Annotated in this window: 21 protein-coding genes; 10 read left to right on the plus strand and 11 right to left on the minus strand. The window is 65.4% G+C overall.

Annotated elements, in window-relative coordinates; genetic code table 11:
- Positions 1-6: 6 nt before the first annotated feature.
- Together EYB42_RS03260 and EYB42_RS03265 are read right to left on the minus strand one after the other, a co-directional pair.
- On the minus strand, positions 7-2,718 hold the full coding sequence (locus EYB42_RS03260) for a [protein-PII] uridylyltransferase (protein WP_240783951.1): 2,712 nt from the start codon (positions 2,716-2,718) through the stop codon (positions 7-9).
- Between the two features lie 64 nt (positions 2,719-2,782).
- On the minus strand, positions 2,783-3,958 hold the full coding sequence (locus EYB42_RS03265) for a penicillin-binding protein activator (protein WP_135448168.1): 1,176 nt from the start codon (positions 3,956-3,958) through the stop codon (positions 2,783-2,785).
- A gap of 70 nt (positions 3,959-4,028) precedes the next feature.
- On the opposite strand from EYB42_RS03265, the gene rsmI reads away from it, so the two are divergent.
- The 4 genes from rsmI (at position 4,029) to EYB42_RS03285 (ending at position 7,157) form a co-directional block, all read left to right on the plus strand.
- Positions 4,029-4,919, plus strand: coding sequence for a 16S rRNA (cytidine(1402)-2'-O)-methyltransferase (rsmI, locus tag EYB42_RS03270; RefSeq protein WP_371685757.1), 891 nt, complete (start codon positions 4,029-4,031; stop codon positions 4,917-4,919).
- Between the two features lie 7 nt (positions 4,920-4,926).
- A complete protein-coding gene (locus EYB42_RS03275) occupies positions 4,927-5,325 on the plus strand; it encodes a YraN family protein (RefSeq protein ID WP_135448170.1) in 399 nt (132 codons plus the stop codon).
- Between the two features lie 56 nt (positions 5,326-5,381).
- Positions 5,382-6,326, plus strand: coding sequence for a glutathione synthase (gene gshB / locus EYB42_RS03280; protein WP_135448172.1), 945 nt, complete (start codon positions 5,382-5,384; stop codon positions 6,324-6,326).
- A gap of 61 nt (positions 6,327-6,387) precedes the next feature.
- Positions 6,388-7,157, plus strand: a protein-coding gene (locus EYB42_RS03285) for an IS5 family transposase (RefSeq protein ID WP_240783943.1) whose coding sequence is annotated in 2 segments (ribosomal slippage) — positions 6,388-6,724 and positions 6,724-7,157 — 771 coding nt in all. Because the reading frame shifts where the segments join, the coding sequence is not laid out codon by codon here.
- Between the two features lie 72 nt (positions 7,158-7,229).
- Here the strand turns inward: EYB42_RS03285 and EYB42_RS03290 are convergent.
- The 4 genes from EYB42_RS03290 to cobU all read right to left on the minus strand — a co-directional run bounded on the left by EYB42_RS03290 (position 7,230) and on the right by cobU (position 11,128).
- The gene (locus EYB42_RS03290) at positions 7,230-8,747 is read right to left on the minus strand and encodes a YifB family Mg chelatase-like AAA ATPase (protein ID WP_135448174.1); all 1,518 of its coding nucleotides are present in this window, start codon (positions 8,745-8,747) and stop codon (positions 7,230-7,232) included.
- Positions 8,748-9,011: 264 nt separating this feature from the next.
- Positions 9,012-9,884, minus strand: a complete 873-nt coding sequence (locus EYB42_RS03295) for a glutathione S-transferase (RefSeq protein WP_135448176.1) — start codon at positions 9,882-9,884, stop codon at positions 9,012-9,014.
- A gap of 73 nt (positions 9,885-9,957) precedes the next feature.
- Positions 9,958-10,521, minus strand: coding sequence for a histidine phosphatase family protein (locus EYB42_RS03300; protein WP_135448178.1), 564 nt, complete (start codon positions 10,519-10,521; stop codon positions 9,958-9,960).
- 85 nt (positions 10,522-10,606) lie between these two features.
- The gene (gene cobU, locus EYB42_RS03305; RefSeq protein WP_135448447.1) at positions 10,607-11,128 is read right to left on the minus strand and encodes a bifunctional adenosylcobinamide kinase/adenosylcobinamide-phosphate guanylyltransferase; all 522 of its coding nucleotides are present in this window, start codon (positions 11,126-11,128) and stop codon (positions 10,607-10,609) included.
- 109 nt (positions 11,129-11,237) lie between these two features.
- Here cobU and EYB42_RS03310 point away from each other — a divergent pair, with 109 nt between their 5' ends.
- The 6 genes from EYB42_RS03310 (at position 11,238) to EYB42_RS03335 (ending at position 17,624) form a co-directional block, all read left to right on the plus strand.
- A complete protein-coding gene (locus tag EYB42_RS03310; RefSeq protein ID WP_135448180.1) occupies positions 11,238-12,116 on the plus strand; it encodes an RNA polymerase factor sigma-32 in 879 nt (292 codons plus the stop codon).
- A gap of 171 nt (positions 12,117-12,287) precedes the next feature.
- Entirely contained in the window at positions 12,288-13,481 is a 1,194-nt protein-coding gene (gene coaBC, locus EYB42_RS03315; protein ID WP_135448450.1) for a bifunctional phosphopantothenoylcysteine decarboxylase/phosphopantothenate--cysteine ligase CoaBC, read from the plus strand.
- Between the two features lie 80 nt (positions 13,482-13,561).
- Positions 13,562-14,053: a dUTP diphosphatase gene (dut, locus tag EYB42_RS03320; RefSeq protein WP_135448182.1), complete on the plus strand. Its 492-nt coding sequence runs from the start codon at positions 13,562-13,564 to the stop codon at positions 14,051-14,053.
- A complete protein-coding gene (locus EYB42_RS03325; protein WP_394346481.1) occupies positions 14,053-15,099 on the plus strand; it encodes a HesA/MoeB/ThiF family protein in 1,047 nt (348 codons plus the stop codon). Before dut ends, EYB42_RS03325 begins: the two co-directional genes overlap by 1 nt.
- A gap of 120 nt (positions 15,100-15,219) precedes the next feature.
- A complete protein-coding gene (locus tag EYB42_RS03330) occupies positions 15,220-16,635 on the plus strand; it encodes a YcjX family GTP-binding protein (RefSeq protein ID WP_135448186.1) in 1,416 nt (471 codons plus the stop codon).
- Positions 16,632-17,624 (plus strand): YcjF family protein, encoded by a 993-nt coding sequence (locus tag EYB42_RS03335; protein ID WP_135448188.1) that lies wholly within the window; start codon positions 16,632-16,634, stop codon positions 17,622-17,624. The genes EYB42_RS03330 and EYB42_RS03335 overlap by 4 nt, the downstream gene beginning before the upstream one ends.
- A gap of 98 nt (positions 17,625-17,722) precedes the next feature.
- On the opposite strand, the gene EYB42_RS03340 is transcribed toward EYB42_RS03335, so the two are convergent.
- From EYB42_RS03340 to EYB42_RS03360, 5 genes are read right to left on the minus strand one after another with little or no spacing between them, the layout of a single operon-like run.
- A complete protein-coding gene (locus EYB42_RS03340) occupies positions 17,723-18,991 on the minus strand; it encodes a glycosyltransferase (protein WP_135448190.1) in 1,269 nt (422 codons plus the stop codon).
- Between the two features lie 2 nt (positions 18,992-18,993).
- Entirely contained in the window at positions 18,994-20,577 is a 1,584-nt protein-coding gene (locus EYB42_RS03345; RefSeq protein ID WP_135448192.1) for an ABC transporter ATP-binding protein, read from the minus strand.
- Positions 20,574-21,683: an ABC transporter permease gene (locus EYB42_RS03350; protein ID WP_135448194.1), complete on the minus strand. Its 1,110-nt coding sequence runs from the start codon at positions 21,681-21,683 to the stop codon at positions 20,574-20,576. Before EYB42_RS03350 ends, EYB42_RS03345 begins: the two co-directional genes overlap by 4 nt.
- Positions 21,683-22,828, minus strand: a complete 1,146-nt coding sequence (locus EYB42_RS03355; RefSeq protein WP_135448196.1) for a microcin C ABC transporter permease YejB — start codon at positions 22,826-22,828, stop codon at positions 21,683-21,685. The genes EYB42_RS03350 and EYB42_RS03355 overlap by 1 nt, the downstream gene beginning before the upstream one ends.
- Positions 22,829-22,846: 18 nt before the next feature.
- A complete protein-coding gene (locus EYB42_RS03360; protein ID WP_135448198.1) occupies positions 22,847-24,754 on the minus strand; it encodes an extracellular solute-binding protein in 1,908 nt (635 codons plus the stop codon).
- Between the last annotated feature and the right edge of the window lie 133 nt (positions 24,755-24,887).

A 24,887-nucleotide genomic window follows, 5' to 3' on the forward strand; every position in this document is an offset into this window, starting at 1 on the left:
GTCGCCTCATGCCTGCGCCCGTTCCGCGCCTTCGGCGATGGCGCTGCGCAGCTTGCGTTCCAGGGCTTCCTGCCTGTGCTTCTGGTGCAATTTGAGCCCGAACATGTCCTTGACGTAGAAGGTATCCACCACCTGCGCGCCATAGGTCGCGATCACGGCAGACGCAATGTAGATGTTGTTGTTGGCCAGCGTCCGCGTCAGGTCATACAGCAGACCCGGCCGGTCGCGGGTATCGACCTCGATGATCGTGTAGATGTCGGACCCTTCGTTGTCGAAGGTTATGTGGGTCGGAAAGCGGAACTCGCGGTCGCGCTTCTTCAGCTTGTCGCGGTCCTTCAAGGCCTCGCGCGCCACGACCTCGCCCTTCAGCGTCTTGTCGATCATCTGGCGCAGGCGCGGCAGGCGGCTGACCTCGTAGGGGTGGCCTTCGATGTCCTGCACCCAGAAGACGGCGGTCGCATAGCCGTCCTTCGATGTATAGGTGCGTGCGTCCACCACGTTCGCGCCCACCAGCGCCAGCGCCCCGGCCAGGCGGCTGAAGATGCCGGGATGGTCTGCCAACGCGAAGCAGGCCCGGGTCGCGTCGCGGTCGGGCTCGGGGTGCAAGTCGATGCGGATTTCGTCGTCGCCGATGCCTTGCAGAAGCCGGGCAAAGACCTCGTGCGTGTCGGTGGTCAAACCCTGCCAGTAGGGGTCGTAATGGCGGTCGAGTTCATGCTCGATTTCGGCGGCGCCCCAGCCCACAAGCCGCTTTCGCAGGGCAAGTCTCGCCTCGTCCTTGCGGTTCTCGCGGTTGAGCGTTTCGAGCCCCCCCTCCAGCGCCTCGGTGGTCTGCTTGTAAAGCTGGCGCAGCAGCATGGCCTTCCAGTTGTTCCAGGTCCCCGGCCCCACGCCGCGGATGTCGCAGACCGTAAGTACCGTCAGAAGGTCCAGCCGCTTGCGCGTCTTCACCGCCTTGGCAAAGTCGCGCACCGTGCGCGGATCGCCAATGTCGCGCTTCTGCGCCATGTCGGACATCAGCAGGTGATAGCGCACCAGCCATTCCACCGTCTCGCATTCCTCGGGATCGAGGCCAAGGCGCGGGCAGACCCGCCGGGCGATCTGGGCGCCGAGGATGGAATGATCCTCGGGCCGGCCCTTGCCGATGTCGTGCAGCAGCAGCGCCACATAAAGCACGCGGCGGTTCACGCCGGCCTTCAGGATACCCGAGGCGATCGGCAGTTCCTCGACCAGTTCCCCCCGCTCGATCTGGGCAAGGCAGCTGATCGTCTGAATGATGTGCTCGTCCACCGTGTAGTGGTGATAGACGTTGAACTGCATCATCGCGACGATGGGTTCGAATTCGGGGATGAAGGCCGAAAGCACCCCCAGTTCGTTCATCCGGCGCAAGGACCGTTCCGGGTTGCCGTGCTTCAGCAGCAGATCCAGGAACAGCCGCTGCGCTTCGGGGTTCTCGCGCATCTCGTCGTCGATCAGATGCAGGTTCGCCGCCACCAGGCGCATGATGTTGGGATGCAGCAGATAGCCGGTGCGCAGCGCCTCTTCGAAGACGCGCAGAAGGTTCAGCTTGTCCTTCAGGAAGGCTGCGGGGTCGGTCACGTCGATGCGGCCCTGGACCAGCTTGTAGCCGGACTTGACCCGCTTTGTGCGCTTGAAGATGCCGAAAAGGCTGGCCTCGCGCTTGGCATGGCGGGCTTCAAGCTCGGTCAGGAAGATTCGGGTCAGCTCGCCCACGCGGGTCGCGTGGCGGAAGTAATCCTGCATGAAATGCTCGACCGCCCGCCGCCCGCCCGCGTCGCGATAGCCCATGCGGGCCGCGACCTCGACCTGAAGATCGAAGGTCAGCGTATCGGTCGCGCGCCCGGTGATGTAGTGCAGATGGCAGCGCACGGCCCACAGGAAGTCCTCGGCCCGGGCGAAACTGTCGAACTCTTCGCGCGACAGAAGCCCCGCGCCGACCAGACCTTCGGCCGAAGGCACCCGGTGCAGGTATTTCCCGATCCAGTAGAGCGTCTGCAGATCGCGCAGGCCGCCCTTGCCTTCCTTCACGTTCGGCTCAAGCACATAGCGCTGGCCGCCCTGCCGCTTGTGCCGTTCGGCGCGTTCGGCAAGCTTCGCCTCGATGAACTCGGGGCCGGAGTTCCGGAAGAGATCGCCCCACAGCCTGTCGCCCAGCTCGGTGGCCAGTGGCTCGTGCCCGCAGATGAAGCGGTGTTCCAGAAGTGCGGTGCGGATCGTCACATCCTCGCGGCCAAGTCGGATGCAATCCTTCACCGTTCGGCTGGCGTGACCGACCTTCAGCTTCAGATCCCACAGGATGTACAGCATCGTCTCGATGACGCTTTCAGCCCATGGGGTGACCTTCCAAGGCGTCAGAAACAACAGGTCCACATCCGACTGTGGCGCCATTTCGGCCCGGCCATAGCCACCGACGCCCAGGACGGCGATCCGTTCGGCCTCGGTCGGGTTGGCAAGGGGATGCAGTTTCTGGGCGGCTGCAAGCGCAACTTTCACCAGCACGTCGGTCAGCGCCGCCTGAGCCGAAATCAGCGCGCGTGCCTGGCGCGGGGCAGCGCGGAAGGCTGCCTCGAAGGCAGTCGTGGCCTGCGTCCGTGCATCGAGCAGGTGGCGAACCACGCCGGCGCGCGCGGCCCTGGCATCCGGTGCGTCGGCAATGCCCGTCAGAACCGTTACCGTCAGGGCATCCAGATCGGGCATCGGATAAGCGGAAGTCGCAGCAGCGGCAGGCGCGGCCGGGGCCTCGGCGGCGCGTGTCACGGTGTCAGAACCCGGCGCCGGCAAAGCTGCGCGGGGCCGGGTCGATCACCACGACCTGATTGTTGCGGATCGTCGCCACGGCCAGGCCACGCTGGTTGGTTCCGTTCGGCAGGAAGCGGAAGACGCCCGAGACGCCTGCGAACCCGGCCGACTGGGTCAGTGCCTCACGGCTGATTGGCGCGCCCTTCGATGCGCGGGCCAGGGCCCCGATCGCAGCGATCCCGTCATAGGCAAGGCCCGCGACGGCCACGGGCGCCGTGCCGAAGGCTGCCTGATAGCGCGACTGGAACTGCGCCTGCAGGCCCGGGTCGGGCAGGGCAAACCAGCCGCCTTGCACACCGGGCAGGGCCAGCGTCGCGGGCGGAATGTCCCAGCGGGTCAGACCGATCAGCTGCGTCGTGGCCCGGTCGATACCGTTATCGACCAGAAGCTGGCTGAGCAGCGGCAGCGCCCCGGCCGTGTCGGCCGTCAGGAACAGGGCGGTCGCGCCCGACGACCTGGCGGTTCCGACAATTCCACTGGCCGCCTGCACGATGCCGTTCTGCGAGAATTCGTAGGAGGTCACGCCCACGACCGACCCGCCGGCTGCCGCTACCCCCCGTTCGATGGCAGCCTTGCCGACCTCACCCGCGACGTTGCGGTCATGAACGATCAGGATCTTCGACTTGCCGTTGCGCACGGCATAGGAGGCCAGCCGCCGCGCCGTGTTGTCGAAGGTCTGGCCAAGCACGAAGACATTTCCACCCGCGATGGCGGCGTTGTTCGAAAAGGCCAGGACATTCACGCCGGAATTCGCCACCGCGACGCCTGCAGCATTCGCCTCTTCGGAATAGAACGGCCCAAGGATCACCTGGGCCCCTTCGTCTACCGCCTGCTTCGCCAGGGCGCTGGCCCTGGCCGGGCTGCCACCGGTGCGATAGACGCGCAGGTCGATGGCTACCCCCGACAGGTCGCGCATCGCCAGACGCGCGGCATTTTCAAGGTTGGCGCCGAAAAGCTCGTCCTGCGCCTGCCCCGAGCCCGAGGGGATCAGCAGTGCCACCTTGACCGAACCGCCCGATCCCTGCGCCGGGCCTGTCGCCGGACCATCCGCCGGAACACAGGCTGCCAGCACCACCGCAAAGAGACCAGTGACCAGGTGACCCAGCGACTTGCGGGCCCGGCTCAGAACGGACAACATCGGACTTCCTCACTTCGGCGCTACGGCGATTGCCGGGCAGGGTAATGGGTTCGGAAAGGGAAGTAAACTTGTGAGCCAGCCGTCCGACCCGCACCAGAACACCCCGAAACCCGACCTGCGCGCCATTCCGCCGGGGTTGCATTTCGTTTCCACCCCCATCGGCGCGGCGCGTGACATCACATTGCGGGCGCTGGACGTGCTGGCCGGCGCCGATGTGCTGGTGGCCGAAGACACGCGCACCCTGCGGCACCTGATGGAGATTCACGGCGTTCCGCTACGCGGGCGCCCTCTGATCGCCTATCACGACCATTCCGGCGAAGGGGCGCTTTCCCGGATCCTCGCGCTGATTGGCGAAGGCAGAAGCGTGGCCTATGCCTCGGAGGCAGGCACGCCGCTGATTTCCGATCCCGGCTTCGAACTGGCGCGGGCAGTCGCGGCGGCCGGCCTGCCGATGACAGCCGCCCCCGGCCCCTGCGCCGCGATCTGCGCGCTGACGCTGTCGGCACTGCCCTCGGACCGGTTCCTCTTTGCGGGGTTCGCACCGACGGCGCAGGGGGCCCGACGGGACTTTCTGGCCGGACTTGCGGCGGTTCAGGCCACCCTGATCCTGTATGAAAGCCCGAAGCGACTGGCAGCGTTGCTGGCCGACCTGGCCGGAACCCTTGGCGCGGCACGCCGCGCCGCCGTCTGTCGCGAGCTGACGAAGCGTTTCGAGGAAGTTGTCCGCGGAACCCTTGCCGAACTTGCCGATGACTTCAGCCGCCGCGAGGTCAGGGGCGAGGTCGTCGTTCTTGTGGACCGGGCCGCACCCGAAGCCGCAACCGAGGCGGATATCCGCAGGGCACTGGAAACGGCATTGCAGACGATGCGCGTTAAGGATGCTGCAACTTTCGTGTCGCAGACTCTGGGGGTATCGCGCAAGCTTGCCTACCAGATCGCCGTCGACCTTCGTCAGGAATAGGGTTGCCATGCCGTTCGATTTTGCTTCAGTACCCGCGCGCCGCGGCCGATCTGCCAGGGGCCTTGCCAATCATCTGGCCGGCCATGCTGCCGAAGCTGCGGTTGCAAGGGTGTATGAAGACCGTGGCATCCCGATCTGCGGCCGCAACTGGCGAGGCAGCCGCGGCGAGATCGATCTGATCGGCCGGAACGGAAACGAGGTCGTGTTCGTCGAGGTCAAGTTCAGCCGCACGCACGACCTTGCCGCCTCGCATGTGACGGCCGCACAGGTTGCGCGGATCTTCGCAACCGTCGATGAATTCGTGGCGCGGGAACCGAAGGGGCTTCTGACCGACGTTCGAATCGATCTTGCCCTGGTCGATGGCAGCGGGCGGGTCGAGATCATCGAGAACGCTTTCGCCGGCTGAATTGCATCTTTCCCGGGCTTGGGCCATCAATTCCTGCGACCCAGGCGGAGTGGACGATGAAACTGAAGGTAGCCCTGCAGATGGACCCGATCGGGTCCGTCAACATAAACGCCGATTCCACCTTTCGCATCGCGCTCGAGGCGCAGGCGCGGGGACATCGCCTGTTCTATTATACGCCCGATCGGCTGGCCTATGTCGAAGGGCGTGTGCTGGCACGGGGATGGTGGATCGAGGTCCGGCGCGAAGTCGGCAACCACGTCAGCTTCGGAGAGGAAACCGAGGTCGATCTTGGCGAGGTCGATGTCGTCTGGCTGCGCCAGGATCCGCCCTTCGACATGGGCTACATCACCACAACGCATCTGCTGGAGATGATCCATCCGAAGACGCTGGTGGTGAACGATCCGTTCTGGGTGCGCAACAGCCCGGAAAAGCTCTTGGTCCTGCGTTTTCCGGACCTGACCCCACCCACTGCCATCGCCCGTGATCTGGCGACGATCCGGGCCTTCAAGGCCCGTCACGGCGACATCATCCTGAAACCGCTTTACGGTAACGGTGGTGCCGGGGTCTTCCGGCTGGATCCGAACGACCGGAACCTGTCCAGTCTGCACGAGATGTTCATGGGCCTCAGCCGCGAGCCGGTGATCGTGCAGAAGTTCCTGCCAGCCGTCGAAAAGGGGGACAAGCGGGTGATCCTTGTCGATGGCGAGCCGGTAGGCGCGATCAACCGCGTGCCTCAGGCCGGCGAGACCCGGTCGAACATGCATGTCGGCGGCCGACCGGAAAAGGTGGCACTGACCGAACGGGATCTGGAAATATGCCGGGTCATCGGTCCAACCCTGCGCGAGAAGGGGCAGATCTTCGTCGGCATCGACGTGATCGGAGACTGGCTGACAGAGATCAACGTGACCTCTCCCACCGGCATTCAGGAGCTGGAGCGCTTCGACGGCACCAATGCGGCGGAACGGATATGGCAGGTGATCGAGGCCAGGCGCGGCGCCTAGGGTCAGGACCCATTGATTTTGTGTCTGCGACGTGATTCAGCCTCCGTGAGGAGACTGACCGATGAGCAACCTTTTCTGGCTGAGCGAGGCGCAGATGGCGCGGCTCCAGCCGTTCTTTCCCAAGAGCCATGGCAAGCCGCGCGTTGATGACCGGCGGGTCTTGAGCGGAATAATCTTCATCAATCGCAATGGCTTGCGGTGGTGCGACGCGCCGAAGGAATACGGCCCGCCAAAGACCCTCTACAATCGATGGAAGCGGTGGAGCGACAAAGGTGTCTTCGCCCGAATGATGGATGGTCTGGCCGCCGAGGCAGCCGTTCCGAAGACGGTAATGATCGACGCGACCTACTTGAAGGTACATCGCACGGCGACCAGCCTGCGGTCGAAAAAGGGGGGCCAGGCGACCAAAGGGGCCGTCTGATTGGCCGAACCAAGGGTGGCATGAACACCAAGCTACATGCCGTCACCGACGCCGAAGGTCGTCCGATCCGGTTCTTCATGACCGCGGGCCAGGTCAGCGACTATACCGGCGCGGCGGCCCTGCTGGGCGGCCTGCCAAAGGCTGAGTGGTTGCTGGCCGACCGCGGCTATGATGCCGACTGGTTCCGAGAAGCGTTGAAAGACAAGGGGATAAAGCCCTGCATTCCGGGTCGGAAGTCGCGCGGCAAGCCCGTCAAACACGACAAGCGCCGCTACAAACGCCGCAACAGGATCGAGATCATGTTCGGGCGCCTGAAAGACTGGCGACGGGTTGCCACACGATACGACAGGTGCCCAAAGGTCTTCCACTCCGCCGTAGCTCTCGCCGCAACCGTCATGTTCTGGCTATGACGCGACAACGAGTCCTGACCCTAGGATAGGGCGATCCCGCCTTCCTTTCCCCGCGCGGGGTCCGGCAATCCGTCACAACCCGCCGGTGGCAGAGGACAGGCGAAAGCTGATCGCCTCGGCGACATGGGGTCTGCGCACGACCTGGCTTGCATCCAGATCGGCAATGGTGCGGGCCACGCGCAGGATCCGGTGGAATCCGCGCGCCGACAGTCCCATGCGTTCGGCCACGCGCGAGATCAGGTCGCGGCCTTCGGCATCGGGGGTGGCGAAGTGCTCCAGGGCGGCGCCTTCGAGGTCGGCGTTGACGCGCAGCCCATCGTGAGAGGCGTATCGGATGCCCTGCCTTTCCCGTGCCCTGGCGACGCGGGCGGCAATTGTGGCGGAGCCATCTCCGGCAGCAGGAAGGTCGAGGTCGGCAAAAGCCACGGGTGGCACTTCGACACGCAGGTCGAACCTGTCCATCAGCGGCCCCGATATGCGGCCGAGATAGTCCTCGCCGCATAGCGGCGCGCGGCCACAGGCGCGGCCCGGATCGGACAGATAGCCGCACTTGCAGGGGTTGGCGGCCGCGATCAGCAGGAAACGGCAGGGATAGCGGACATGGGCGTTTGCCCGGGCAACCATGACGCTGCCGGTTTCGATCGGCTGGCGGAGGGTGTCCAGCACCGCGCGGGGAAATTCCGGAAACTCGTCGAGGAAAAGGACACCATTGTGTGCCAGGCTGATCTCGCCCGGTTTCGCACCCTTGCCACCGCCGACGATGGCGGCCATCGAGGCGGTATGATGCGGCTCGCGGAAGGGCCGGTCGCGCGAAATGCCACCTTCGGTCAAGAGACCGGCCAGCGAATGGATCATCGAGGTTTCCAGAGCCTCGGCCGCAGAAAGCGGCGGCAGGATGCCCGGCAAACGGGCGGCAAGCATCGACTTGCCCGAACCGGGTGTTCCGACCATGAACAGATGGTGGCGACCCGCGGCGGCGATCTCCAGCGCGCGCTTGGCGCGTTCCTGGCCCTTGACCTCGCGGAAGTCGCGGGGGTTCTGGCTGCCCGTCACCTCGCCCGGCTGCGCCGGGTTCAGGGGCGTGCGACCGGTGAAGTGGTGAAGAACCGCGTCCAGCGCGGGAGCGGCATAGACCTGTGTCGCCCCGACCCAGGCGGCCTCTGACCCGCAAGCCGCCGGGCAGAGAAGCGCGCGATCTTCCAAGGCTGCAGCCATCGCGGCTGGCAGTGCCCCGGCCACGGCGATGAGCCGGCCATCGAGCGAGAGCTCTCCGAGGGAGACTACACCTTCGGCATCCTCGCGCGGGATGAGGTCAAGCGCAGCGAGCAGTGCCACAGCAATCGGCAGATCGAAATGCGAGCCTTCCTTGGGCAGGTCGGCTGGCGAGAGGTTCACGGTGATCCGTTTCGAGGGCAGTGCAATGGACAGGGCCTGAAGCGCGGCACGGACCCGTTCGCGGGCCTCGGACACCGCCTTGTCCGGCAGGCCGACCAGTGTGAAGGCCGGCGCGCCGGGGGCGACGGCGCACTGCACCTCGACCAGGCGGGCCTCGATGCCTTCGAAGGCGACGGTATAGGTGCGGGCGATCATGCAGCGCCCCATGTCGTCACGGCATCGCGGGTGGTGCCGGCTGTAAAACTGGGCGGCTGCGCCGCAAGCCTTTTGTCTCGCCTCTGCGCGCCGTCGGCGCGCAACCGGCTCGGCGCCTCGCCTCCGGCGGGGATATTTGGGCAGAGAGGAAGACAGGGGTCGGGTATGGCGCGGGAGAGCGCACCCGATAGTCCGTCTGACTGTGCCGGTCCCTGCATTGCGCCCTGCCCGATTCACCTTGGTTAACGGGTAGGGTTGAATGTTTTACGATTGGTAAAGTGCGATGAAGGCGGGCCAGGCCTCGGGGTCGGCGGCGGTCTTGTCGCGACAGAAGGCACTGCAGAATCCGAAGCTGCGGCCGTAAAGCTGCAGCGCATGGGTGACGGGTTGGCCGGAATAGGGGCAGGTCGGGTTCGCGGTATCGGTGCCGGGAACGGCTCTGGCTGGCAGGGGGACGGGGCCGGGCCAGTCGCGACGCGGGTAGTCGCGGCGGTAGAAGCCCTGATCCGGGCCGTCCACCAGCCCCATCGCGCGCCAGCGGCGGAAGCTCGGGTGGGCAAGGTGCGCGTTGACATAGAGCATCGCCTCGGCGTTGACCGGCAGGTTATAGGTGGCAATGCGGCTGGCGACGGGGGCGAAGAAGGCGTCCGCCGCCGAATAGGCACCGCAGAGCCAGGGGGTGGCGGAGCCGGTTGTACGCCGTGCCCAGGACCAGAGCGTTTCGAGTCGCGCGAGGTCGGCCAGCACCCCGGGCGGTGGCGCGCACCCGCTGTAGCTGACGCGCAGGTTCATCGGGCAATAACTGCGCAGGTTGGCAAAACCGGCATGCATCTCGGCGGCGAGCGCGCGGGCGGTGGCGCGGGCATGCGGGTCGGCGGGCCAGATCCTGGCTTCGGGATGGCGGGCGGCCAGTTCCTCGGCAATGGCGAGGGTGTCGGCGACGACGGAGCCATCCGGTGTGCGCATCGTGGGGACGGTGCGGGCAGGGAAGAAGTCCTTCAGAACCGAGGCGAATTCGTCGGTGTAAAGACGGGCCGACACGGTGCGGACGGGGATGCCGAAAGCATCGAACAGCAGCCAGCCGCGCAAGGACCAGCTGGAATAGGCGCGGTCGCCGATCACGAGGGTGTAGCTCATGGCATGGATCCTTTCCCGGGTATTTCACCCGGAACGCCGACCGAAGGAAAACGACAATTCGTGGCGCGCCGCATCACGGCCTGTGATTGACGCCGTGGACCCGCGGGGGGGAGATCGTCAGGCAGGTAACCGAGAGGGTGTCGATCCTGTGCGCGAATGTTTCCAGCGCGCTACGGCCCGTGGCACGTTGCAGGGCGGCGAGAATCGGGCCGAAGTGGGCAACGACGACAATCTCGGGCGCGGTACCGTGCAGTCGGTCGAGCGCAGCCCAGGTGCGGGCAGTCAGTTCGTTCCAGCTTTCGCCGCCCGGGGGACGGATCTGGCCCGGCTGGTCCCAGAAGGCGCGGATCAGGGCGGGATCCTCTGCCTCGACCTCGGCAAAGCTTCTGCCTTCCCATTGGCCGAAGTGGATCTCGCGCAGGGCCGGGTCGTGCGGCAGGCGAAGGGCTGGCTGCAGCGCGTCGGCGGTGGCCACAGCACGGGCCAGGTCGGAAGAGATGACAGGGGCCTGGGCCGGAAGGTGGGCCCTGAGCCGGGTGAGCGCGGCGCTGTCCGACAGGTCGGCGGGCAGGTCGGTCCAGCCGATCATGGTCTTTGCATGGGTGGGCCCGTGGCGCACCAGCCAGAACCGGGTCATCCTTCGGCTCCATCAGTCGCCCAAACCGGTCCCCTTCCCACGCGGGGGAAGCGGCGGTGCAGGCTTGCACGCGTCGGGCCCCAGGTCATGCCGGGATCGTTCCCTTCAGGGCCAGGGGCAGGCCCGCAATCACGGTGACGACAAGATCCGCCACATGGGCCAACCGCTGGTTCAGCCGTCCCTGTTCGTCGCGGAACCGGCGCGCGAGCGCGTTTTCCGGAACGATACCCCAACCGGTTTCGTTGGACACGATGACCACGGGCGCGCAACAGGCCGCCAGCGAAGACACAAGCGCCTCGGTCTGGGCTGGCAGGTCGTGACCGGCCAGCAACTGGTTCGTCAGCCACAGCGTGGCGCAATCGATCAGCACGGCCTCTTCCGGCCGGGCCGAGGCCAATGCCGAAGGCAGGTCAAGCGGGGCCTCGACCGTGGTCCAGTCACTACCGCGGTCGCGCTGGTGCCGGGCGATGCGGTCGCGCATCTCGGCATCCCAGGCTTCGGCAGTGGCGATGTAACGGCGGGGACGGCCCGATGCCACGACCAATCTTTCGGCGAAAGCCGATTTCCCGGACCGCGCGCCCCCGACGACCAGAGTGAGCGGCGGCAGGTCCGCTGGCGAAGGAAGGTTGCGCGGGGGTGATCCAGGCAAGGGGTTGCCTCGTAGAACTGTCAAAAGATGGCGGAAGCGCCGCAGTCAGCCCATCCAGGAGGTCATCATGGCACTTGACGGATATACTGACCAGACGATGTCGCGCCAAGCGATGAAGGCGGAATTGCTGGATGCCGAAACGGAGCTGCGCCTTGCCTACGCCTGGCGCAATCAGCGCGACGAGGCCGCGCTGCACCGGCTGATCACCGCATACATGCGCCTGGCAATCAGCATGGCCGCAAAGTTTCGCCGCTACGGCGCACCGATGAACGACCTGATCCAGGAAGCCTCCCTCGGCCTCATGAAGGCGGCCGACAAGTTCGACCCCGACCGGGGCGTCCGCTTTTCGACTTATGCGGTCTGGTGGATCAAGGCCTCGATCCAGGACTATGTGATGCGCAACTGGTCGATGGTGCGCACCGGCTCTACCTCCAGCCAGAAGGCGCTGTTCTTCAACCTGCGCCGGGTGCAGGCCAAGCTGGAGCGCGAGGCCAGCCAGCGCGGCGAGGTGCTGGATCAGCATCAGTTGCGCCAGATGGTGGCAGCCGAAGTCGGAGTACCGGTCGCGGATGTCGAGATGATGGAGGGGCGGCTGTCGGGCAGCGACTATTCGCTGAACGCCCCCCAGTCGATGGACGAGGACGGCCGCGAATGGATCGACGCCCTGGAGGACGAAGGCACGCAGGCGGCCGATGTCGTCGAAGGTGCGCACGACGGGGCGCGGCTGCGCGGCTGGCTGGTCAAGGCGATGCAGGGCCTGAACGCGCGCGAGCGCTACATCGTGGCCGAGCGCAAGCTGAAGGATGAGGGGCGCACGCTGGAATCGCTTGGCGAGGAGCTGGGCCTGTCGAAAGAGCGCGTGCGTCAGCTGGAAGCCGCCGCATTCGCCAAGATGCGCCGCAGCCTCGAGGCGCAGTCGCGCGAGGTCCGGCATTTCCTGGCCTGATTCCGGGTCAGGATAGGCCGTGGCCCGACGGGTTTGAACGCACCCTTGCTGCCGCAGGGGCACAGGGCGCCCCCTGCCCGACGGCATTGCCACGGTCAGGGACAGGCGCGAGGTGTTGAGTTTGGCCGCCCGCAACCTTACACCTGAAGGCAGGCCATGGGGGATCTGCCGATGCTGGCGGGCAAGCGCATTCTTCTGATCATCGGCGGCGGTATCGCGGCCTACAAGAGCCTCGAGCTGATCCGGCTGATCCGCAAGGAAGGGGGCTCTGTCACACCTGTGCTGACCCGGGCGGGGGCAGAGTTCGTCACACCCCTGTCGGTCGGGGCCCTTGCCGAAGCCAAGGTACACGAGGCGCTGTTCGACCTGACCGCGGAAGCCGAGATGGGACATATCGAACTGTCGCGCTCTGCCGATCTGGTGGTCGTGGCCCCGGCAACGGCAGACCTGCTGGCCAGGATGGCGGGCGGGCTGGCGGACGATCTGGCCTCGACCCTGCTTCTGGCGACAGACAAGCGGGTTCTGGTGGCGCCGGCCATGAATGTGCGGATGTGGCAGCACCCTGCGACCCGGCGCAACCTTGCGGCGCTGCGGGGCGACGGGGTGCTGACGGTCGGCCCGGACAAGGGCGAGATGGCCTGCGGGGAATACGGGCCAGGGCGGATGGCAGAACCTTCGGCGATTGTCGCGGCGATCTCGGCGGCGCTGTGTGCCGGGCCGCTTCTGGGCAGACATGTGATCGTGACCTCGGGGCCGACGCATGAACCCATAGATCCGGTGCGCTATATCGCCAATCGGTCGTCCGGGGCGCAGGGCGCGGCGATTGCGGCGGCGCTGCGCGACCTGGGGGCACGGGTGACCTTCGTGACCGGGCCGGCCGTGGTGCCGCCACCTGCCGGGGTTTCCGTGGTTGCTGTCGAAACCGCGCTGGAGATGGCCGACGCAGTCAAGGCGGCGCTTCCGGCCGACGCTGCGGTGATGGCCGCGGCGGTGGCCGACTGGCGGGTGGCGAATGCTTCTGTCCAGAAACTGAAGAAGGATGGATCGGGCAAGGCCCCGGTGCTGGAATTCGCCGAAAATCCCGACATTCTTGCGATGGTCGCGCAGGGTGCCCGGCGACCGCGGCTTGTGGTTGGTTTTGCGGCCGAAACCACCGATGTGGTCGCCAATGCCACGACAAAGCGGCTGCGCAAGGGCTGCGACTGGATCGTGGCCAACGATGTCTCGCCCGGAACGGGGGTCATGGGCGGGCCAGAGAATGCCGTGGTGTTGATTTTCGAGGAAGGGACCGAAACCTGGCCCAGGATGGGCAAGGACGAAGTGGCGCGAAGGCTGGCGGTGCGAATTGCCGAGGCGCTGCGCTGAGGGGGGCATTGGCACCAGCAACGGGCGATCCTGTCTCGCCAGTCTTGCGGATGTCAGTCGAAAGGGATTTGGGTCAGAAGATGACTGATCGGGTTCGTCTGCTGGTGCGCGTGTTGTGGGAGGACTGGGCCGACCGGAGCCTGCCCCTTCCCTCCTACCAGACACAGGGCGCAGCGGGCGCGGATCTCTGCGCGAACTTTCCGCCAGAGGCCCGGCGGGACGGGCTTACCCTTGCCCCGATGCAGCGGGCGATCTGCCCGACCGGCATACGGGTGGCGATCCCGGAAGGCTATGAAATGCAGGTGCGCCCCCGCTCGGGGCTTGCATCGAAACACGGAATCACCTTGCCGAACACGCCGGGCACCATCGACAGCGATTATCGCGGCCCTCTGGGCGTTTCGCTGATCAACCTCGGGACCGAGCCCTATACCATTCGCCACGGCGACCGGGTGGCGCAGGCCGTGGTCGTGCCGGTGATGCAGGCGGGATTCATGGTGGTGGACGCGCTGGACGAAACGGCGCGGGGCACCGGCGGGTTCGGATCGACCGGTATCGGGGCAGGACAACCTTGATCGGTCTGCTTGGGTTCGCGGGTCTCTGGGCGCTGGGGCGCTGGCGCGGCTGGGGCGACCGGTGGCTACTGCCGGCGACCGGCTGGTGGGCGTTTCTGCTGGCGATCAACCTGCCCCCCGTGGCTGGCAACCCGGTTGCCCGGCTTGTGGGGGGCGATTTCCGGGCCTGGCTGGTCTTTGGCCTGATGGCAGCCCTTGCGCTGGGCTACCGCCAGGGTTTGCGCGCACTGCGCCGGCGGAAGCGGACGGATCCGCAGCCCGAGACCGCACCCGGCACCTTCCGCGAGGCAGAACTGGAACGTTACGCCCGGCACATCCTTCTGCGCGAGATCGGCGGCGCCGGGCAGAAGCGGCTGAAGGCGGCCAGAGTGCTGGTCGTGGGGGCCGGGGGGCTGGGGTCGCCGGTCCTGCTATACCTTGCCGGTTCGGGTGTGGGAACTATCGGCGTGATCGACCCGGACGTGGTGGAAAACACCAACCTTCAGCGCCAGGTGATCCATTCGGACCAGCGCATCGGCATGCCAAAGGTCTTTTCGGCCGAGCTGGCGATGAAGGCTCTGAACCCCTTCATCGAGGTCAGACCCTACAACCGCAAGCTTGACGAAGAGACGGCGCAGGCCCTGATCGGCAACTACGACCTGGTGCTGGACGGAACGGATGACTTCGACACCCGATACCTCGTGAACCGGGCCTGCGTCGCGACTGGGGTGCCGCTGATCAGCGGCGCCATCACCCAGTGGGAGGGCCAGCTGGGCCTGTATCACCCCCGGTCGGGCGGGCCGTGCTATGCCTGCGTCTTCCCGGTGAAGCCGGCTGCGGGGTTGGTGCCGACCTGCGCCCAGGCCGGGGTGGCCGCACCGCTGCCCGGGGTGATCGGGGCAATGATGGCGGTGGAGGCGGTCAAGTGGCTCACCGGGGCGGGCGCGACGCTGTCGGGCAGGCTGATGATCCACGATGCGCTGCATGCCGAGACCCGCGTCATCACCGTGAAACGCCGCGCAGACTGCCCGGTCTGCGGAAGCCATGTGGCCGGTTGGCATGGCTGAGGAGATGAAGGGGGCGCAGCCCACGCCCGACAGGTCCGGCGGGATCGTCTGTGCGGCCCTGGCCTCTACCAATCGGTCTGGCGCCGGCCTATCCTGCGCGGGCATGGGCGAGGGATCGACGTGGCGCTTTCGGGACTGACGGAGGGGATATCGCGTGGCCTCGAAGGGGCCGGGGCGACGCTTTCCGAGACCCTGTTCGACACGACGCTGCGTCTGGGCGTCACGGGACTGGCACGCGCCGGCAAGACCGTATTCATCACCGCACTGGTTGCAAACCTGCTCAATCGCGGGCGGATGCCACAGCTGGTGGCGCAGGCCGAGGGGCGGATTCAGGCGGTCTATCTGCAGCCGCAGCCCGACGTCACACTGCCCCGCTTCGATTACGAGGCCCATCTTGCCGCGCTGACCGGCGATCAGCCGCGTTGGCCGGACTCGACCCGTGCGATTTCGGAACTGCGGCTTTCCTTCCGTGTGCAGCAGAAAGGCCTTCTGTCATCATGGCGTGGCCCCCGCACGTTGCACCTCGACATCGTGGACTACCCGGGCGAATGGTTGCTTGACCTTTCGCTTCTCGACCAGGGCTACGAAGCCTGGTCTGACGCAACGCTCGCCCGCATGGAAAAGCGCAGCGAAGCGGCCGACTATCTGGCCCTGGCCCGGGCCGAGGACGGGGCGCTTCGCCTGGATGAAGGCAGGGCGCATGCCCTGGCCCGCGCCTTTACCGCCTATCTGGCGGCAGCACGCGAGCTGGGCCGGATCGATGTCACCCCGGGCCGCTTCCTGCTGCCCGGAGATCTGGCCGGGTCGCCGGTTCTGACATTCGCGCCCTTGCCGAGGCCTGCCCTGACCCCGCGTGACTGCCTGTGGCGCGAAATGATGCGGCGCTATGAGGCCTACAAGGCCAAGGTTGTTCGTCCCTTCTTCCGCGACCATTTCGCAAGGATCGACCGGCAGGTGGTGCTGGCCGATGTTCTGGGGGCGATCCATCAGGGCCCACGCGCGGTAGAGGATCTTCGCCGTACCATGGCCGAGATCCTTTCCGCCTTCCGGCCGGGCCGCAATTCCTGGCTTTCCGGCCTGTTCGGCAGTCGCAGGGTGGAACGGATCCTGTTCGCCGCCACCAAGGCCGACCATCTGCACCACGAACAGCACCCGGCGCTGACCGCGATCACTGCGGCGCTGCTGTCCGATGCCAGGTCGCGGGCCGACTTTTCCGGCGCCCGGACCGAAGCTCTTTCCCTGGCCGCGTTGCGTGCCACAGTCGAAGAAACCGTGATCCGGGACGGTGTCGCACTTCCGGCGGTGCGGGGCACGCTTCAGGCCACCGGAAAGCCTGCGGTCATGTATCCGGGCGCCCTTCCCGGCGATCCCGCGCGGCTGCTGTCGCCCGCGCGGGAAGGGGCAGAAAGATGGCTGGATGCCGATTACGAGCTGATGACCTTTGCCCCTGCCCGGCTGAACCTGAAACCTGGAGAGGGCCCGCCGCACATTCGCCTTGACCGGGCGATCCAGTTCCTGATCGGAGACCAGTTGTGAGCCGCCCGCCCAAGCCCTTCGTCCAGGAGATCGACGCAGCACCTGATCCCTCCGAAGCGCCGCCCGTGCCGGACAACCTGCCCCAGGGTCGGGCGATCCAGGGGCTTGCAGCCCTGTCGCAGCCCGGAAGCTCGTCCCTGACACGTCTCGCGATCTGGGCCTTCGGGGCGCTGTTCACCTTCACCCTTTCGGTCGCCGCCTGGGATTTCGTGACCGGCCTCATGGCGCGGAACCCTGTCCTGGGATGGATCGCCCTGACGCTGGTGATGCTGGCGCTGTTTGCCGCCGTGGTACTGGCCCTGCGCGAGTGGGCAGCGTTCCTGCGCCTGCGGCGGCTGGACAGTCTGAGGCTTCGCGCCGAGGCGGCGCGGACCGGCGCGGATCTCAGGCAGGCGCGGCATGTGGTCTCGGCGCTTGACGGCCTTTATGCCGGCCGTGCCGATACGGCTTGGGGCCGGGCCCGGCTGGCCGAGCGCAGGGAAGAGGTGATGGACGCCGATGCCCTGCTGTCGCTGGCGGAACGGGAGCTGCTGGCAACACTGGATGCCGAGGCGCGCGCGGTCATCGAAAGCGCGGCACGGCAGGTGGCAATGGTAACGGCACTGGTCCCGCTGGCACTGGCGGATGTGGCGGTTGCCGGCATGGCCAACCTGCGGATGATCCGGCGGATCGCGGAAATCTATGGGGGGCGCTCCGGCAGCCTTGGCAGTCTCAGGCTGCTGCGGCGGGTCTTCGCCTCGCTGCTGGCGGCAGGTGCGCTGGCACTGACCGATGACATGATCGGCTCTGTCGCGGGGGGCGGGATGCTGTCGAAACTCTCGCGCCGGTTCGGCGAGGGGGTGGTGAACGGCGCGCTGACCGCAAGGGTGGGCGTGGCAGCGATCGAACTTTGCCGGCCGATGCCCTTCGAGGCATTAGAACGTCCGGCCGTGTCTTCGCTGATCTCTCGCGCGCTGACCGGTGTGTTCGGAAAGGACACCACGGGCTGAACGTCCGGGACCGAGCCTGCACCGCGCGGTCTACCTTGCCCGAGATATCGCCTGATCGGGGCCCGCGCTTGCGACCGCAAGGGGGCCAGCCCTGCCCCTCATGTGGCAGGCGCCCCCTGGGCCATAGGCCTCGATGCCGTGTGCCAGCCGCGTTCCAGCCTGGTCAGAAGGTCGATCTGTCTTGGCAGGCAGATGCTGCGCAGGTCATAGTTTGCGCGCACCATGGCCCGCGCCGCCTTGCGCATCGACAGATAGGCTTCGGGTCTGGCCAGCGCGTCGATCAGGGCCGCCGACCAGCCATCGACATCGAAGAAATCGACAAGCCGTCCGGTGACGCCATCCTCGATCATTTCCTGCACGGGTGGCGTGCGCGACCCGATGACCAGCGCCCCCGCTGCCATTGCCTCGACCATCGACCAGGAAAGCACGAACGGATAGGTAAGATAGGCGTGAACCCGGCTGACATGGATCAGGTTCACCAGACAATCGTAGGGCACCTTGCCGGTGAAATGCACACGGGTAAGGTCCAGCCGGTCCCGTACCTCGTTCAGGATCACGTCCTTCCACTTTCCCCCCTGTTTCGGCGGCTGGCCATAGCTGGTCTCGTCGCCCCCGACGATCACCACCTGCGCTTCAGGGCGTGCCGCCAGGACCGCAGGCAGGGCGCGCATGAAGATGTGGTAGCCGCGATAGGGTTCGAGGTTGCGGTTGACGAAGGTCAGAACCTCGTCGCCGACCTTCAGCACCCGCCCGTTCGGCAGGGAAAAGCTGGCGGCGGGGTTCGGCGTCAGGCGGTTGCAGTCGACCCCGTCGAAGATCACCTCAAGGTTCTGGCGCAACAGCGGCGGATGCGTGCTGGCCTGCCAGCGGGTCGGGGTCAGGCCGCAATCGGCATGGACGACGGCCTGCGCCTGATACGCCGCCCTGCCCTGCGCGATCATCACCTGATCGAAGCCCGCATTCTGGAATTCCGGGTCAAAGCCGGCGTCGGCCCCCCTGCCCTGGTAATAGAACTCGGAATAGACAAGCAGCCTGGCTTCCGGCCAGACTTCCTTCAGGAACAGGGTCTCGCCCCAACCGGAATGGCCCAGGATCACATCCGGCACATAACCCCTTTCGCGCAGACTGCGGCAGTGACGCGCAACGACCACGCCCCGGTCACTGGTCATGGTATAAGTGCGCCCCAACCGTGTGGCGGCAGGATCCACCGGTTGCGGCCTGAAGGAATAGCGCGACAACGGAACCAGAGGGGGGCAGTTGTTCACCGCATCGCAGACCGCACGGACATCATGCCCACGGCGCTGCATCTCGGGCGCAAGGTGCAGGAACTGGCCGGGAAAGTTCTGGTGAACGAAAAGAAGCTTCAAGGTCAGGAACCGAAGGCTGCCGCCATCAGAGCCTTGGTATAGTCGGATTTCGGTTCGGTAAACACGGCCTGGCAGTCGCCGCTTTCCACCACATCCCCCGCCCGCATCACCATGACCTTGTGCGCCATGGCGCGGATCACCCGCAGATCGTGGCTGATGAAGATGTAGGCCAGGCCCCATTTGCGCTGCAATGCGCGCAGCAGTTCGACGATCTGGACCTGCACCGTCATGTCCAGCGCACTGGTCGGCTCGTCCAGCACCACCAGCCTGGGGCGCAAGATCATGGCGCGGGCAATGGCGATGCGCTGGCGCTGGCCGCCCGAGAATTCGTGCGGGTACCGCGCCATCATGGCCGGGTCAAGGCCGACCTCGCGCATGATTTCGGCGACCATCTCGGTGCGGTTGCGGCCCGGGGCAACCCCGTGAACCCCCAGCCCTTCGGCGATGATCTGTTCCACCGTCATCCGGGGGGAAAGGCTGCCGAACGGATCCTGGAACACGACCTGCATTTCGCGGCGCAGGCTGCGCAGCGCCGCGCCACGGCAATCGCGCAGATCGCGCCCCAGAAAGCTCACCCGCCCGGTCGAGGGGATCAGCCGCAGAATCGCCAGCGCCACAGTCGTCTTGCCCGAGCCGCTTTCGCCCACGATCCCCAGGGTTTCCCCGGCGCGGACGGTCAGGCTGGCATCGTTCACCGCCTTCACATGGCCCACGGTGCGCTTCAGCAGACCCTTCTGGATCGGAAACCAGATGCGCAGGCCCTCAGTCCGCACGATCTCTGGCGCATCGAGGGGCACCGGGTCGGGAACGCCCTTCTGTTCGGCGGCAAGAAGCTTTCGCGTGTAGGGATGCCGCGGATCGGCAAAGATGTCTGCGGTCGCCCCCTGTTCGACGATCTCTCCGCCCTGCATCACGCAGACCCGGTCGGCGATGCGGCGGACAATACCGAGGTCATGGGTGATGAACAGAAGGCTGAGGCCTTCCGACCGCTTCAGGTCGGCCAGAAGGTCAAGGATCTGTGCCTGGATGGTCACGTCCAGCGCCGTGGTCGGTTCGTCGGCGACAAGAAGTTCCGGCCCGTTCGCCAATGCCATGGCGATCATCACCCGCTGACGCTGGCCGCCCGACAGCTGGTGCGGGTAGGCGCCCAGGCGGCTTTCCGCGTCGCGAATGCCGACCTTGCCCAGCAGCTCGATGATCCTTGCCCGCGCAGCGTTCCCCGAAAGACCCTGGTGCAGGGCCAGGCTTTCGGCCATCTGCTTTTCGATCGTGTGCAGCGGGTTGAGGCTGGTCATCGGCTCCTGGAAGATGAAGCTGATGTCGTTTCCCCGCACCCGGCGCAACTCGTGTTCCGATGCGCCGACCATCTGCCGCCCTGCATAGGTGACCGAACCCTGCACCTCGGCGGTATCGCCAAGCAGCCCCACGGTCGACAGCGCCGTGACCGACTTGCCCGATCCGCTTTCACCGACCAGGGCGACCGTTTCACCCTTGCCGACAGTGAAGCTGACACCCTTCACCGCCTCGATCAGCCGACCGTCCTGGCGGAATGTCACCTTCAGGTCTCTGACCTCCAGAACGCTCATTTGAAGGTCTTCCGCGGATCGAAGGCATCCCGGACGCCTTCAAAGATGAATACAAGCAGGCTGAGCATCACCGCGAAGGTGATGAAGGCCGTGAAGGCCAGATGCGGCGCCTGAAGGTTCTGTTGCGCCTGTCTCGACAACTGCCCCAGCGAGGGCGAGGATGAGGGCAGCCCGAAACCAAGGTAGTCAAGTGTTGCCAGTGCGCCGATCGTGCCGGTGATGATGAAGGGCAGGAAGGTCAGAGTGGCCACCATCGCATTCGGCAGCACATGCCTGAACATGATCTGCCAATCGGGTACGCCCAGTGCGCGGGCCGCGCGCACATATTCGAAATTCCTGGCCCGCAGGAATTCGGCCCTGACGACACCGACAAGGCCGGTCCAGCCGAACAGGACCATCAGCCCGACCATCAGCCAGAAGCTTTTCGACCAGACCGCCGTGACGATGATGATCACATAAAGCGTCGGCACCGAGGACCACAGTTCGATGATGCGCTGAAAGATCAGGTCGGTCAGTCCGCCGAAATACCCCTGTACCGCCCCTGCGATGATGCCGATGATCGAGGTCAGCGCCGTGACGAGCAGCGCAAAACTGACCGACAGGCGGAAGCCGTAGATCACCCTGGCCAGCACATCGCGGCTGGTGTCGTCAGTGCCAAGCCAGTTCTGCGCCGACGGCGGCCCGGGCGCCACGCCACCGGTATCCACGATGGTATTGTAGCTGTAGGGGATGATCGGCCAGAGCAGCCAGCCCTTCGTGACCGGCTGCCCATCCGCCGTGCCGCGCGTCTCAACCTCGGTGATGATGCCCTCGGGGTCATCCCAGCAGGCCTCGGATCCGCCGGCCTTGATGAGGCATTGCACTTCCACCGTCGAATACTTGGCCTCGGTCCGAAGATCGCCGCCGAAGGCTGTCTCGGGGTAGAACCTGAACACGGGGGAATAGAGATCGCCGTTGTAGCTGACAAGGATCGGGCGATTGTTGGCGATCAGCTCGGCGCACAGCGAAATTCCGTAGAGCACAAGAAAGATCCACAGCGACCACCAGGCCCGCCGGTTCGCCTTGAAATTCCGCCAGCGCCGCTGGTTCAGGGGCGAAAGCTGCATCAGTCCCGCCTCTCGAAGTCGATGCGCGGATCAACCAGCACGTACATCAGATCGGAAAGGATGCCGACAATCAGACCGATCAGCCCGAACGCAAAAAGCGTACCGAAGATCACCGGATAGTCACGTTCCACCGCAGAGCGGTAGCCAAGCTGGCCCAGACCATCCAGCGAGAAGATGAACTCGATGATCAGGCTGGATCCGAAGAAGATGCCCAGGAACAGCCCCGGAAAGCCGGCGATGACGATCAGCATCGCATTGCGGAAGACATGGCCGTAAAGCACTCGCGCCTCGGACAGGCCCTTTGCCCGGGCGGTCATGACATAGTGCTTCTTGATCTCGTCCAGAAAGCTGTTCTTGGTCAATAGCGTCAGCGTCGCAAAGGCCGAGATCAGTTGCGCCGTCACGGGCAGAACGATGTGCCACAGGTAATCGGTCACCTTCTGGTACCAGGGGAAGGTTTCCCAGCCCTCGCTGGTCAGCCCGCGCAACGGAAACCATTGCAGATACGACCCGCCCGCAAAGACCACCATCAGAAGGATCGCGAACAGGAAGCCGGGAATGGCATAGGCCGCGATGATGATCCCGCTGGTCCAGGTATCGAAGCTTGACCCGTCGCGCACGGCCTTGCGGATTCCCAGCGGGATAGAGATCAGATAGGCGATCAGGGTTGACCACAGGCCAAGGGTGATGGAGACGGGCATCTTTTCCAGCACCAGATCGACGACCGAAATTGACCGGAAGTAGCTTTCGCCGAAATCGAAGGTCAGGTAATTGCCCATCATGATCAGGAAGCGTTCCGTCGCGGGGATCTGTTCCTTGCGGCATTCGGGCGCGTTGATCGAGGGCGTGCCGGTGAAGCCCTCGTCGCAGACGATGCGGGCGAACCCGAACTGGACTTCAAGCTTCGCCAGAAACTCGGGCGGAAGGCCGCGGGCGCCGACATAGCCCTGCTCTTCGCCCGGGCCCGAGGTCGCGTCTCCCGTGCCGCCAAGGGCCTGGATCGCATCGCCTTCGCCTTGCAGCCGGGCCTGGATCTGGTCGATAGGACCACCCGGGACGAACTGGGTCAGCGCGAAGTTGATCAGCATCACGCCGAACAGCGTGGGAAGCACCAGAAGCAATCGCCGAAGGATATAGGCGCCCAAGATCCCTGCCCGTTCTTCTTATTTCAAGACGCCTGCTGCCCTCAGCGCCTCGGCCTTTTCGGCGTCATACCACCACAGCGAGTTCTGGCCAAGCGCGTAGGGCGGAATGACATCCGGGTGGCCATACATGTCGAAATAGGCAACCCAGTGTTCCGCCTTGTACCACTGCGGCACCCAGAACCGTTCCGCCCGCAGCACGCGGTCCAGCGCCTTCGTGGCAACGGTCAGTTCCTCGCGGCTGTGGGCCGAAATGACCACATCGATCAACCGATCCACCGCCGGGCTCTTCAGGCCCATGGTATTGAACACCGACACATCGGCCGTCTCGGAACCGTAGAACTGCTTCAGCTCCGGCCCCGAGAAGTAGGTGGAATTCGCCCCGTCGGTGATGATGTCGAAATCGTACTGCGGGTTGCGGGTGCGGGCCTCGTATTGTGCCGGATCGACGTTCTCCAGCCTCGCGTCGATGCCAAGGGCGATCAGGTTCTCGACATAGGGCGAGATCACCCTGTCGAATTGCGGGTTGGCATTCAGGAATTCCAGCTTCAGCACTTCGCCCTTGTCGTTGCGACGCCTGCCATCCTCCCCGACAATCCATCCGGCTTCGTCCAGCAGGGCGCTGGCCTTGCGCAGGTTGGCCCGGTCAAGCTGGCGCTCGCCGCTGGTCGGTGCCATCACCGCGGGTTCGGTCAGGATCGAGGCGGGCAGCAGCCCTTCGTCGACCAAAGGCTTGAGCAGTGCAGCCTCTTCGGGGGTCGGCAGCCCTTCGGCGGCCATCTCCGTGTTTTCCCAGATCGAGTTGATCCGGCTGTACAGCCCATAGAACAGCGTCTGGTTCGACCATTCGAAGTTGAACATCAGCGCGATCGCCTGACGAACCCTGGGATCCTGCAGGTGCGGGCGGCGCAGGTTGAAGATGAAGGCCTGGCCATTGGCCTTTGCCCCGCTTGGCAAGGTCTCCTTCACCACATGCCCGTTCTGGACGGCGGGGAAATTGTAAAGCTCGGCCCAGGTCTTCGACGAATTCTCGATGCGGAATCGGTAGACCCCGGCCTTGAACCCCTCGAACGCCGCGTTGCCGTCGGCGAAATATTCGTAGCGCAGGGTGTCAAAGTTGTTCTGCCCCACGTTGATCGGCAGATCCTTGCCCCAGTAATCGGGATTGCGCCGGTAGATGATGGATCGGCCGATATCCATTCTGTCGAACATGTAGGGGCCAGACCCGAGGTGCGGCGTGATCATGCTTTCCTCGAGATCCATGTTCTTTGCCGTGTAGTAGGCCTTTGACAGGATCGGCAGGCCACCCACCTCCTGCGGCAGGTCGCGCTTGGGGAAGCCGTCCTTGAAGGTGAACTTGACGCGGTGGGGGTTCAGCACCTCGACACTTTCGACCTGCTGCGCAAGGACGGTGCGATAATCCGTCAGCCCCTTGCTGACGAAGGTTTCATACGAAAACTTCACATCCTCGGCCGTAAGTGGCGTTCCGTCCGAGAAGCGCACCTCGGGCCGCAGGTTGAAGATCACCCACGAACGGTCGGGCGGGTATTCCAGGGTCGAACACAACAGGCAGTAGCTGGCGCCGATCTCGTCAGCCGTGCCAATGAGGATCGATTCCAGCATGATCGAAGACCCCGCCGCGGCAAGGCCCTTGGCGGAAAAGGGATTGAGCGAATCGAAGGTGCCGGCCGCCCACTGGCTGAGTTCGCCGCCCTTCGGGGCGTCGGGGTTGACATAGGGAAGATGAGTGAAATCCGCCGGCAGCTTCAGGTCGCCAAAGGTAGAGATGCCGTGACTGACGATTACCTCCTCTGCACGGACGGAAATGGTCTGCGCCGCAAGTGCCAGGATCAGCGCCCCGGCCGCCGCAACCGGCCCCAGGATCCGCCGAACCGCCACACTTGCCATCGCCTGCGAAGACTTCCGCATCCGCACCCTCCCTGACTGAGCGCCCTGTCAATTCATTTATGCAAAATCCTGCTTTGTCGAGGCAACATGCCGCGATCGCGACACGCTTTTGCGTGAATGCATCCGGGGACAGGGCGGCCGAAACGACAAAGCC

Origin of the sequence: Tabrizicola caldifontis (genome assembly GCF_004762095.1) — a bacterium.
Taxonomy (GTDB): Bacteria; Pseudomonadota; Alphaproteobacteria; order Rhodobacterales; family Rhodobacteraceae; genus Tabrizicola; species Tabrizicola caldifontis.

Bases quoted from the DNA above. Each gene is read 5' to 3' on its own strand.
- gshB (WP_135448172.1), top strand. From the start codon at position 5,382: ATGAAACTGAAGGTAGCCCTGCAGATGGACCCGATCGGGTCCGTCAAC.
- EYB42_RS03345 (WP_135448192.1), bottom strand. From the start codon at position 20,577: ATGAGCGTTCTGGAGGTCAGAGACCTGAAGGTGACATTCCGCCAGGAC.
- EYB42_RS03260 (WP_240783951.1), bottom strand. From the start codon at position 2,718: ATGCCCGATCTGGATGCCCTGACGGTAACGGTTCTGACGGGCATTGCC.
- EYB42_RS03310 (WP_135448180.1), top strand. From the start codon at position 11,238: ATGGCACTTGACGGATATACTGACCAGACGATGTCGCGCCAAGCGATG.
- EYB42_RS03295 (WP_135448176.1), bottom strand. From the start codon at position 9,884: ATGAGCTACACCCTCGTGATCGGCGACCGCGCCTATTCCAGCTGGTCC.
- EYB42_RS03290 (WP_135448174.1), bottom strand. From the start codon at position 8,747: ATGATCGCCCGCACCTATACCGTCGCCTTCGAAGGCATCGAGGCCCGC.
- coaBC (WP_135448450.1), top strand. From the start codon at position 12,288: ATGCTGGCGGGCAAGCGCATTCTTCTGATCATCGGCGGCGGTATCGCG.
- EYB42_RS03275 (WP_135448170.1), top strand. From the start codon at position 4,927: ATGCCGTTCGATTTTGCTTCAGTACCCGCGCGCCGCGGCCGATCTGCC.
- EYB42_RS03265 (WP_135448168.1), bottom strand. From the start codon at position 3,958: ATGTTGTCCGTTCTGAGCCGGGCCCGCAAGTCGCTGGGTCACCTGGTC.
- EYB42_RS03300 (WP_135448178.1), bottom strand. From the start codon at position 10,521: ATGACCCGGTTCTGGCTGGTGCGCCACGGGCCCACCCATGCAAAGACC.
- EYB42_RS03350 (WP_135448194.1), bottom strand. From the start codon at position 21,683: ATGCAGCTTTCGCCCCTGAACCAGCGGCGCTGGCGGAATTTCAAGGCG.
- dut (WP_135448182.1), top strand. From the start codon at position 13,562: ATGACTGATCGGGTTCGTCTGCTGGTGCGCGTGTTGTGGGAGGACTGG.
- EYB42_RS03360 (WP_135448198.1), bottom strand. From the start codon at position 24,754: ATGCGGAAGTCTTCGCAGGCGATGGCAAGTGTGGCGGTTCGGCGGATC.